At 61.7% G+C, this 10,189-nt stretch carries 9 protein-coding genes; 7 read left to right on the plus strand and 2 right to left on the minus strand.

The features are described 5' to 3' along the window. Positions 1–40: 40 nt before the first annotated feature. Together O7A70_RS27910 and O7A70_RS27915 are read left to right on the plus strand one after the other, a co-directional pair. On the plus strand, positions 41–217 hold the full coding sequence (locus O7A70_RS27910) for a hypothetical protein (protein ID WP_181166789.1): 177 nt from the start codon (positions 41–43) through the stop codon (positions 215–217). A gap of 209 nt (positions 218–426) precedes the next feature. Then, positions 427–2,712 carry a peptidase domain-containing ABC transporter gene (locus tag O7A70_RS27915; protein WP_337143223.1) on the plus strand — a complete coding sequence of 762 codons (2,286 nt, stop codon included), beginning with the start codon at positions 427–429 and terminating at the stop codon, positions 2,710–2,712. Positions 2,713–2,860: 148 nt separating this feature from the next. On the opposite strand, the gene O7A70_RS27920 is transcribed toward O7A70_RS27915, so the two are convergent. Next, positions 2,861–3,040, minus strand: a complete 180-nt coding sequence (locus O7A70_RS27920; protein ID WP_337109520.1) for a hypothetical protein — start codon at positions 3,038–3,040, stop codon at positions 2,861–2,863. On the opposite strand from O7A70_RS27920, the gene O7A70_RS27925 reads away from it, so the two are divergent. From O7A70_RS27925 to O7A70_RS27945, 5 genes are all read left to right on the plus strand, one after another. Next, positions 3,039–4,283, plus strand: a complete 1,245-nt coding sequence (locus O7A70_RS27925; protein WP_337143224.1) for an HlyD family type I secretion periplasmic adaptor subunit — start codon at positions 3,039–3,041, stop codon at positions 4,281–4,283. The two genes, O7A70_RS27920 and O7A70_RS27925, sit on opposite strands and share 2 nt — an antisense overlap. A 48-nt stretch (positions 4,284–4,331) precedes the next feature. Continuing rightward, complete coding sequence (locus tag O7A70_RS27930) at positions 4,332–6,065, plus strand: tetratricopeptide repeat protein (protein WP_337143225.1); 1,734 nt, start codon at positions 4,332–4,334, stop codon at positions 6,063–6,065. A gap of 13 nt (positions 6,066–6,078) precedes the next feature. After that, a complete protein-coding gene (locus O7A70_RS27935; RefSeq protein WP_337143226.1) occupies positions 6,079–6,300 on the plus strand; it encodes a hypothetical protein in 222 nt (73 codons plus the stop codon). Between the two features lie 355 nt (positions 6,301–6,655). Next, entirely contained in the window at positions 6,656–8,425 is a 1,770-nt protein-coding gene (locus O7A70_RS27940) for a type I secretion system permease/ATPase (RefSeq protein WP_337143227.1), read from the plus strand. Further along, positions 8,412–9,758 carry an HlyD family type I secretion periplasmic adaptor subunit gene (locus O7A70_RS27945; protein ID WP_337143228.1) on the plus strand — a complete coding sequence of 449 codons (1,347 nt, stop codon included), beginning with the start codon at positions 8,412–8,414 and terminating at the stop codon, positions 9,756–9,758. The genes O7A70_RS27940 and O7A70_RS27945 overlap by 14 nt, the downstream gene beginning before the upstream one ends. A gap of 72 nt (positions 9,759–9,830) precedes the next feature. Here the strand turns inward: O7A70_RS27945 and cysC are convergent. Beyond that, positions 9,831–10,189: adenylyl-sulfate kinase (gene cysC, locus O7A70_RS27950; RefSeq protein ID WP_337143229.1), on the minus strand; the 359-nt coding region annotated here is incomplete at its 5' end.

Below are 10,189 nucleotides of genomic sequence, written 5' to 3' on the forward strand. Positions count from 1 at the left end.
TGCGTCGTTCCGCCAGCTCATCGGACTAGCGGCCGGTTCGGTGACGACCGACCTCCTGAACGTGCTCAACACGATCAGGGGATTTGGCCAGAACCAGAACAAGCCGCTGGGTGCGAGCACCGACCTGACCTCGGACCCCAAGCATGGTGCGGGCAGCGCCAACAGCGACGACACGGTGAAGAAGGCTCTGAAGGATATTCTGAAGCCGCATGAGTGAGCAGGAATGGTAAGTGGACAGACCACGATAGGAACCAGTCCAAGGCTGAGAAACGGGCGCGCGCGCTCTGCGGAAAGCAGGGTCCGCGCGCCCGCCATTTCCGACCGGGGACGGGTCCGTCCGACCGGCTGGCTCGGCATCAATCAGTCCCCGCTTGAGGTATCGGCGGGCGCCTGGGGTATCGGCGCTTGCGTGTCGGAGGGAAGCCCATGGTGAATATCCCTCTGAGCGCCGAAATCCAGCCGGTGGCGGTCCGCGCCGGCATCGAAGCCGATACGACCGAACTGGGGCGGCTTCCCGGTGGTCCCGCCGAGTTTGAAGAGGTCGGGCAGCGTCTCAAGGCGATGTTGCGGGTCGCCCGCTATCACGGGGTAGAGCTCGACCCGAACGAATTCAGGGCGGCGAGCGCAAGCCCGTTTCCAACCTCCGCTGACCTGTCCGAGTGGGCGCGCAACGGCGGTATGTGGTCTCGCGCCGTCCGCGTTCGCTGGTCCCACCTCTTGCGCTTCCAGGATACCGGGCCAGTCGTCCTGCTGTTCAGCGATGGCGGCGCGGGGATCCTCACCGGGGCCAGTGCCGAGCGCAACCTGGTTTTCCTCAAAGGCGCGGACGCGCCTGATGACGGTGAATCCACCGCCATCGACGAGTTGCGCCTGTCGCAGGTGTGGACGGGCGAGGCGGTGCTGCTGCGAAATGCGCGATCCTCTGTTGCGGCGGACGCGCCTTTCACTCTCTGCTGGCTCGCCGAACTGGTACGGCTCGAAAGCCGGCCTCTGCGTGACGTCGCCATCGCCTCGTTCACGCTCAGCGTCCTTACCATCCTGCCGCCGCTCATCGTCATGACGGTGGTCAACAAGGTGCTGCAGTTCAATAGTGTCTCGACACTGTTGCTCTTGTCGGCCATCATCGCCGTCGTCTTCGCCTACGAAACGCTCTTAGGTCACGCACGTCGGCTGATCATCAACGTCGTCGGCGCCCGCCTGGACACCAAGTTGCAACTGCACATTTTCAGCAGGCTCCTGCGCCTGCCGCTTGACTATTTTGAGCGTCATCCGGCCGGCGAGACGCTGTACCATCTCGCCCAGGTCTATCGCATCCGCGAGTTCCTGACCGGCAAACTCCTCAGCACGTTCCTTGATCTGATAACACTCTGCGTGCTGGTACCGGTGATGTTCTACATCAACGCCAAGCTCGCCTGGATCGTGATTGCCTGCGCAGGCGCGATCGTGCTGATCATTCTTGCCTTCCTCAAGCCGCTGCGCCGGAGGTACCAGCGGGTGATTGAAGCCGAGACATGGAAGTCGGCGGCACTCGGCGAAACTGTCGTCGGGATAAAGACCGTGAAGGCACTAGGTCTCGAGCCGCAACGCAAGGCGCTTTGGGACGAGCAGGTGGCGGAGGCGGGAAGGGCGCGTCTGGCTTTCGGGCAGTTCGCCAGCTGGCCGCAGACCCTGGTAACGCCGATCGAACGTGCCATGGTGCTCGGCACAATGCTGATTGGGGCCTATCTCGCGATGAACGACAGTTCCGGCTATATGGTAGGCGGCCTGTTCGCCTTCATGATGATCTCCCAGCGCGTCGCCCAACCGCTTGTCGGGCTGGCGCGCCTGATCGAAGACTACGAGGAGGTCGGCGCAGCGATCGGCGAGGCGGCGTCGGTCCTCAACCGGCCGCTGGAGAGCAGTTCGAATTCCCAGGGCGTAAGACCGAGGCTCGTCGGCGAGGTCACGTTCAGCGATCTGACCTTCAGCTATATCGGTACCAGGACGCCGGCGCTCGACCGGGTCAGCTTCAACATTCCGGCAGGCACCATGTTCGGTATTGTCGGACGCAGCGGGTCGGGAAAGTCGACGATCGCGCGCCTTCTGCAGGGGATCAACCGCGACTATAGCGGTTTCCTCAAGCTCGACGGTGTCGATCTCAAGGAATTCAACCTGCGTCACCTTCGCCAGGGGCTCGGCGTGGTGCTCCAGGATAATTTCCTATTCCGCGGGTCGATCCGCGAGAACATCATCGCCGGGCGCGCGGGCCTGACGCTTTCCGACGCGATGCGAGCCGCGCATCTGGCAGGCGCCGAAGAATTTATCGAACGAATGCCGAATGGCTACGACACATACATCGAGGAAGGGTCGCCCAATCTGTCGGGCGGTCAAAAGCAGCGGCTGGCGATCGCGCGCGCCCTCATCCACAATCCGACCGTCCTTATCCTCGACGAAGCGACCAGCGCACTCGATCCCGAGAGTGAAGCGGTCGTCAGCGCCAATCTCATGCGCATCGCCAGCGGTCGAACGATGATCATCGTTTCGCACCGGCTTTCTTCGCTCACCGAGTGCGACCAGATCCTTGTCATGGAGCAGGGCAAGGTCCTCGACGTCGCCCCCCACGCGATCCTGCTCGAACGATGCGCGCTCTACCGCCAGCTGTGGGCGCAGCAGAACCGGCACCTCGATGGCCGCCACGGCCGTCCGGTCGCCGTGCCGCCGCGGTCGAGTTGACCGATGTCGCGCGGCGGTCGATTCGAGCTTTCAACAATGATCGCCCGCAAGACGGCGAACCGTTCCTTTGGCCATCGCGCTTCGACTGAAGATGGAATGGATGGGATCGGTTTCATTCGAGACAGTTTGTACTTCGAGTGCTTACACTTCAGGTCCAGCAAGCCATGACCACCACCTCTCTCACCATCCACCCCGCCCGCTTGCGTCGGATAAAAACGAGCGATCCGACGACACCAGCCATTCTCGAATTCCAATGGCCGTCGACGGCGGTCGCCAATGCGCCAATTCCTCGGTCGGCGCGCGGTGTCGTCTGGATCATTTCGAGCATGGTGGTTGCCTTGATTGCCGTGGCGGGACTGATACCGGTCGACCAGGTGGTGACGGCCAGAGGGCTGGTGGTTTCAAAATCGCCCAACATCATTGTGCAACCTTTGGAGACGGCGATCGTCCGCTCGATCGACGTGCGCGAAGGTCAGCACGTAAAAGCCGGGCAATTGCTTGCCCGCCTCGATGCTACCTTTGCCTCGGCGGACCTCCAGTCGCTGGCGATGCAGGTCGCGACGCTTGAGGCAGAAGTGGCGCGGTTGAAGGCGGAGGCCGACGGCCAAGCTTTCAACTATGACGGTCTCGACCCGAGCTGGACCCTGCAGGCGTCTATCTTTGAGCGCCGCAAGGCAGTCTACGAGGCCAAGCTGGAGAATTTCGACCGGCAACGCGATGAACTCAGTTCGGTGATCTCGCGTTCTGAATCGGATGCCTTCGGCTACCGGCAGCGGCTCTCGGTCGCGGCATCGATAGAACAGATGCGCAAACAGCTGGAAGAAAGACAGGTCGGAAGCCGCCTCAATACCCTTATCGCGGAAGACAATTCGGCAGAGATGTCGCGGGCGCTCGGCAATGCCGAGCAAACAGCAGAGGCTGCCAAGCGCCAGCAGGCTGCGGTGGCCGCCGAGCGCGACGGCTACATTCAAGGCTGGCGAGCGGAAGTCTCACAGGGTCTGTCCGACGCGACCTCTCGGATGTCCGACGCTCGCGAACTCCTCAACAAGGCAAGGCTCCGTAAGCAGTTGGTAGAGTTGAAAAGCGAAGCAGACGCCATCGTCCAGTCGGTGGCGAAAGTCTCGGTCGGCTCGGTCCTCCAGTCGGGTGAGCGCTTGATCACGCTGGTGCCGGCCGACGCGCCGCTTGAGATTGAGACAAACGTGGTCGGCCGCAGCAGCGGCTTCGTGCACGTCGGCGACCCCGTGGTCATCAAGTTCGACACCTTCCCCTATTCGCAATACGGCCTCGCCCACGGCACCGTGCGAACGCTCAGCCCGGATTCCTTTTCTGCGCAGGAGCAAGCACGCGACCCCAACAGTTCCCTGGCCATGCTGCCCTCGGACGCCGAGCCATTCTATAGGACTCGCATTTCCATCGACCAGGTTGCGCTGCACGGGGTACCCGCCGGTTTCATCGTCAGCCCCGGCATGCCCGTGACCGCTGACGTCAAGGTCGGCCAACGCACGGTGCTCAAATATATCCTCGGCGCGATGCTGCCGATCGGCCAGGAAGCCATGCGTGAGCCATAGGCTGCGGCGCGCCAGCGGCCAGATGGAGGACATCAGGGACTCGGATCGATGACAATTCTGGATCGACTGACTGGTTTCGCCAACCCTGCGGCGGCATTGCGGCGGGCGGTACAGCTTTTTGACAGCGGCAGGCCTTCGGAAGCCTTTCCGCTCATGGCGATCGCCGCGCGCGCGGGCATCGCCGACGCCGAATATCGGGTTGGGCGTTGTTATCTTGAAGGCTCGGGTGTGCCGCCGAGCCGCGTGGAGGGAACGCGGTGGCTCGGGCGGGCAGCAAAACGCGGGAGCGCCGATGCACAGGCGCTCCTCGCCGCACTTTATGTGAGCGGACTGGCGACATCTGAAGCTGATGTCAAGCGCCCTGCATCGCAACGCCTGTTCGAACAAGACACCTTGGGTGAGCCGGACTTCGTGGCGGCACGCGAGCTTGCCACGAAGGCGGCCGAGGCAGGCTCGGCAACCGGTCAAGCAGTCCTCGGCTATATCCTCACCAGGGGTCCCGGACCGATGCGCGATGCGGATGCAGCGCACCGCTGGTATGAGCGCTCGGCCGCGGCCGGCTGCGCCGAAGGACGCCTCGGTCTTGCCCTTTCGCTGGCCCGGCAAGGTGGGCTCGCGGAACGGGACAGAATTGCTGACGAGGTACGTCGTGCCGCCGACGCTGGCCTGCCGACCGCAATCTACCTCTTTGCGATCTTCACCGAGCACGGGCTGGGCGTCGCGGGCGACCTTGCTGCCGCGGCGCGGCTGTATCAAGCGGCTGCGGAGCAAGGCCTGCCCTCGGCCCAATTCCGATTGGGATTGGCGATGATCGAGGGGAGCCTCGGTGACCTCGATCCTGTGGCCGGGGAGGCGTGGATGCGACGTGCCGCACTGGCCGGCAACGTCGAGGCGGCGTACCTCCTGGGGGAGCGTAACGTGAAGTACCGACCACCGGATTATGCAGAAGCCGCAACATGGTATCGACGGGCGGCCGAGGCGGGTCATCAGGCCGCCGCTCGCGCCCTAGGCTCCCTTTACCTCACGGGAAACGGTGTTGCCAGGGATGAGCAGGAGGGGACACGCTGGCTGCGCACCGCCGCAACCAGCGGGAGTCAGGCAGCACAAGTCGATATGGCCAACCTCGCGCTGCAAGGGATTGGCGAGGCGGACGACACCACAAATGTAGCAGGATGGTTCGAAGCCGCCGCATCGTCAGGCGATCTGATCGCCGCATTCAATCTCGGCCTCTGTTTCGTCAAAGGCGTCGGCGTGCCCCAGGACGAAGGTCAGGCGGCGCAATGGCTAAGGCGCGCTGCTGAGGGCGTGGCCGAGGCCCAATATATGTATGCGCGCATCCTCAGGGATGGGCGCGGGGTGGCGGCCGATGCGCGGCAGGCCCGCGCCTGGTTTGCCCAGGCTGCCGACGGCGGCATACTCGACGCGCAAGTGGCACTCGCGGAGATGCTGCTCAATGGCCGTGGCGGCAATCGTTCGCCAGAGGCCGCGGTGCAGTTGTTCGAACGAGCCGCCGCCGCCGGTCATGCCGGGGCGATGTTTGCGCTCGGAGCGCTGCACAGCTCCGGCCAGGGTTTGCCGATCGACCAAGTGGCGGCGCAGAAGTGGTTCTCGGCCGCCGCCGAATGTGGGCATGGCCAGGCCCAACTCATGCTGGGCCGGTATCTCGCCAAAGGTCTCGCCGGAGAGCGCGACCCGTTGGCCAGCCGCCTCTGGCTCGAGCGAGCGGCTGCACATGGCATCGTGGAGGCCGACGAGGAATTCGCCGAGGCTACCTCGGGTTGAGGTGTAATGGGATATGAGCAGGCGCGCCGCTGATTTCCTACGCAAATGGATTTGCGACCATCTACCGCCGCGAATTGACGACGCAGCCCTCGTCGTGACCACCATGGCGGCCGACGCCGTGCGGGCGGCAGAGGCTCAAGGCATCGCACGCCAAGAGATCGACCGAGAAATCGGAGGCGTCTACGAAGCGACCATGCGTACGCTCCAGGATCGCACGTCCGGTTTGCCGGATTAGGCACAACGCCACGACCTCGGGTGCAAGACTTACCTTAAGCCTTGGGTAGCCGATCGGGCTTGGGATTTCCAAAGAGGAGGAAGCACCCTCATAAGCCTGGACGTGTTGCCATAGTTGGCGGAATCCCGTTCAGTCGCACTGAGGGGCAGGGCGTATTGCGGCGCAAATAGGTCGGTCATAGCAGGAGGGCGCGGCTTCTCGCCTCGATGCTCCTTGGACAACCGCAATTGTCGCAGCGCCTAGCCGTTTGCGTTCATCATCATGGCTATCAAAAGAATCTCAACCGGTGGCATCGCAACACCGTATGATATATACAGATTGTCTAATGTGATCGTTTGCCCCGGGTGCGATTTAGATGCCCAGCTTTACGAACAGAAGGGTGCTGTCGAGGAGTGTGGTCGAAATGGGCCTCTTCTCCGCGGCAATGAACACCCTGGTGTTGATCCTGCCTCTCTACATGCTGCAGGTATATGACCGGGTTTTGCCTGCGGCCAACCTCGACACGCTCGCCTATTTGAGCTTGCTTGCCCTATCGTCGCTCTTGCTGTTCGGCGTACTCGAAGTCGTGCGCAGCGTATATGCGAGCCAGCTCGCCGCTCGGCTGGATGTCTCTTTGGGTGCATCATCCTTTCTTGCGGCGATGAGCGGTCCGCGTGCCGGTCTCGGCGACGTCCAGGCCCTGCGCGACTTGGCGACCCTGCGGGGGTTCATCGCCTCGCGAACCATCTTTTTTCTATTCGACCTCCCTTTTGGACCGATCTTCGTGGGCCTGCTTTACTTCGTCCATCCGTTGCTCTTCCTGGTAACGGTTATCGGTGCGGTTCTCATGGTTGCCATCGCTGTGCTGAACCAGATCGCGAGTTCGCGACCCAGCAAGGAGGCGGCGGACAATCTTAGCGCCTCAATGAATTCGGCGCAGGCCTTCGCGCGAAACTTCGAAACGGTCCGCGCACTCGGGATGGTGTCCAACGCGATAGAGTTCTGGGGGATCCGTTTTTCAGACTCACTGCACGCCTCCGACGGACTGGCTCGCATCAACGCGTTCTATGGTGGTGTGTCCCGCACGACGCGATCGGTGCTGCAAATCGCGATATTGGGCGTCGGTGCATATCTGGTTCTGCACAACGAAATGACCGCAGGCATGATCTTTGCCTCATCGATGATATCGGCGCGGGCCTTGCAACCTCTTGATCAGATCGTTGGAAGCTGGCGGCAGATCACCGACGCCAATCTTGCATGGAAGCGGCTTTCGGTATCCCAATCCGGGCCGGACAAGCAGGAAAACCCAGCATTGCCGAGTCCCGCTGGAGTGTTGAGCGCGGATCAGATCGTCTATCATCTTCCAGGTTCGGCCGACGGTGCGATGCCGCTCATCAAGCGGGTGACTTTCGAGGTCCCCGCTGGCCAGACCGTCGCGATCGTCGGCCCGAGCCAGGCAGGAAAATCGACGCTGGCGCGGCTCATCGTCGGTGCGATCCAACCCCGTTCGGGCGCGATCCGTCTCGATGGCGGCGATATTCGAAACTGGGATCCGGAGGAACTCGGCCGTCACATAGGCTACCTTCCACAGGATGTGGAACTCTTCCCTGGAACCATCGCACAGAACATTGCGCGCTTTGAGCCGGACGCATCCGACGAGAAATTAGTTCAAGCGGCCCGGATGGCGCAGGTACATGAGCTAATCATGGGGCAGAGGAACGGATACTCGACGGTGATCGGCCCCGCTGGCGTTCGCCTTTCAGGGGGCGAGCGTCAGCGCATTGGCCTTGCACGCGCTTTTTACGGCGATCCCAAGATACTGGTTCTCGACGAGCCCAACGCGAATCTTGATTCCGACGGCGAAGCCGCGCTCGAGCGGGCGATCATCCAAGCGCGGTCGCGAAAGACGACCGTCCTCGTCATTACCCACCGGCCCTCCCTCGCTTCCAAATGCGATCGCATCCTCATGCTGCTAAACGGTCAGGTCGAGATTTACGGTTTGACCAAGGACGTGCTCGACGAACTTGCTCAGCGACGGGCCCGAGCGGCAGCAGCGGCGGCCGCTCAGTCGCATGACAATGAAGGAGTGGTGCCTTTCCCGTCACAGGCTCGCGTAGAGGTAAAAGTCGCAAATGACGGCCCCTAGCCAAACCATCCAGACTGGTGCCAAGGCTTATCGCTGGCAGCGCAACATCGATACACGCACAGATCGGATCATGCTGGCGGGATATGCAAGCGTGGCCGTTTTCGTGCTCGGCTTCGGGTTCTGGGCGGCCACGGCGCCGATTGCTGGAGCAACCATTGCGCCGGGTGTGGTCGCCGCGGCAGGGCAGAATGTCATGATCCAGCACCTCGAAGGAGGCGTTGTCAGGAGCATTAGAGTTCGCGAGGGTGACAGGGTCTCAAGAGGCCAGGCCCTGATCGTGCTCGATCCGACGATGGCGCGGTCCCAGCTCAACCGGGTTCTCAAGCAGTGGGTTGCACAAAAAGCCGAGATTTCTCGGCTCGAAGCAGAGCGCGACGGCCTTGAGAGTATTGTCTTGTCCAGTGACCTCGGAGCCTATTCAGGCGCTTCCGAATATAGCGATGTCTTCGGCGAGCAAAACAAGGAATTTCAGGCGCGGCTAGCACGTTATGGCGCGGAACAGGGGATACTGAAGCAAAGGGTGGCAGCTCTTCAGGACGCCATTGTGGGGCTAAAGGCTCAAAAGAAGGCAGCGGAAAATCAGCTTGTGATCGTCAACGAGGAGACGGAAAGAAAAAAAGACCTGCTACAAAAAGGACTCACAAATCGTTCCGAATATACCAATCTTCTGCGCAGTACCGCCGAGTTGGTAGGACAGGCGGGATCTCTGGAGGCGCAGATCGCCAGCTCGGCGACCCAGACTGTGGAAGCGCGTCAGCAGATTGAAAGGCTTACAACCAGCCGGGTCGAGGATGCCGTCACGGAACTGAACAAAGCACGGGCAGAGGTTGCGGATCTCGAGGAACAGATCAACGCTGCGCGATCAGTCCTGGACCGTACGACGATCCGGGCGCCCGTGGACGGCATCATCGTGCGCTCGCTTTACAATTCCGAAGGCAGCGTCATCCGCGCCGGGGAGATCGCGATGGAGCTTCTGCCGACCACGAACGAGCTCATCATCGAGGCCAGGATAAAGCCTGAAGATATCGACTCAATCAGGGTCGGGCAGGACGCAAACATGATGTTCACGGCACTCAACGCGCGCACCACGCCGAAAGTGTCCGGAAAGGTTTTTTACATTTCGGCCGACCGGCTGATGGCACCCAATACCGGGCTGCCTTACTTCACCGTCCGGCTTAAAATGGCCAACAAGCTGCCACCGCAGGTCAAGCCCGAGCAGATCTATCCAGGCATGCCGGTCGAGACATTCATCTCAACGGGCGAACGAACGTTTCTGGCTTATCTGACCAAGCCCTTGGTGGATTCGTTCCAACGCGCTTTCCGGGAGAGATAGCCCCCGCATCTTGGATACCGGAAGCTCCGATGTGAAACGGCGCTATTATATTGGAGCCTGCGCCCCTCGACATCAGACGAAGTGGAAGAGGGCATCTACCATCTCTTCAGGCGACTTGCCGAGCGTCTTGAGATGGATCTCCGGTTTCTCCGGTGCTTCATATGGAGAATCGACACCGGTGAAATTCTTGATCTCGCCATTCAGCGCGCGCGCATAGAGGCCCTTCGGGTCACGCCTGGCGCATTCCTCGAAAGGCGTGTCGACAAAGACTTCGATGAACTCGCCACTGGCCATCAATTCGCGCGCCATGCGCCGCTCGGCTCTGAACGGCGAAATGAAGGAGACGATGACGATCAGCCCGGCGTCCGCCATCAGCTTGGCCACTTCGGCGACGCGGCGAATGTTCTCGACGCGATCGGCGTCGGTGAATC

Source organism: Mesorhizobium sp. Cs1299R1N1 (assembly GCF_037179655.1).
In the GTDB taxonomy this organism is placed as follows: domain Bacteria; phylum Pseudomonadota; class Alphaproteobacteria; order Rhizobiales; family Rhizobiaceae; genus Mesorhizobium; species Mesorhizobium salmacidum.

Coding starts and splice junctions, on each gene's coding strand:
- O7A70_RS27915 (WP_337143223.1), top strand. CDS start 427: ATGGTGAATATCCCTCTGAGCGCCGAAATCCAGCCGGTGGCGGTCCGC.
- O7A70_RS27925 (WP_337143224.1), top strand. CDS start 3,039: ATGGTGGTTGCCTTGATTGCCGTGGCGGGACTGATACCGGTCGACCAG.
- O7A70_RS27920 (WP_337109520.1), bottom strand. CDS start 3,040: ATGCTCGAAATGATCCAGACGACACCGCGCGCCGACCGAGGAATTGGC.
- O7A70_RS27930 (WP_337143225.1), top strand. CDS start 4,332: ATGACAATTCTGGATCGACTGACTGGTTTCGCCAACCCTGCGGCGGCA.
- O7A70_RS27935 (WP_337143226.1), top strand. CDS start 6,079: ATGAGCAGGCGCGCCGCTGATTTCCTACGCAAATGGATTTGCGACCAT.
- O7A70_RS27940 (WP_337143227.1), top strand. CDS start 6,656: ATGCCCAGCTTTACGAACAGAAGGGTGCTGTCGAGGAGTGTGGTCGAA.
- O7A70_RS27945 (WP_337143228.1), top strand. CDS start 8,412: ATGACGGCCCCTAGCCAAACCATCCAGACTGGTGCCAAGGCTTATCGC.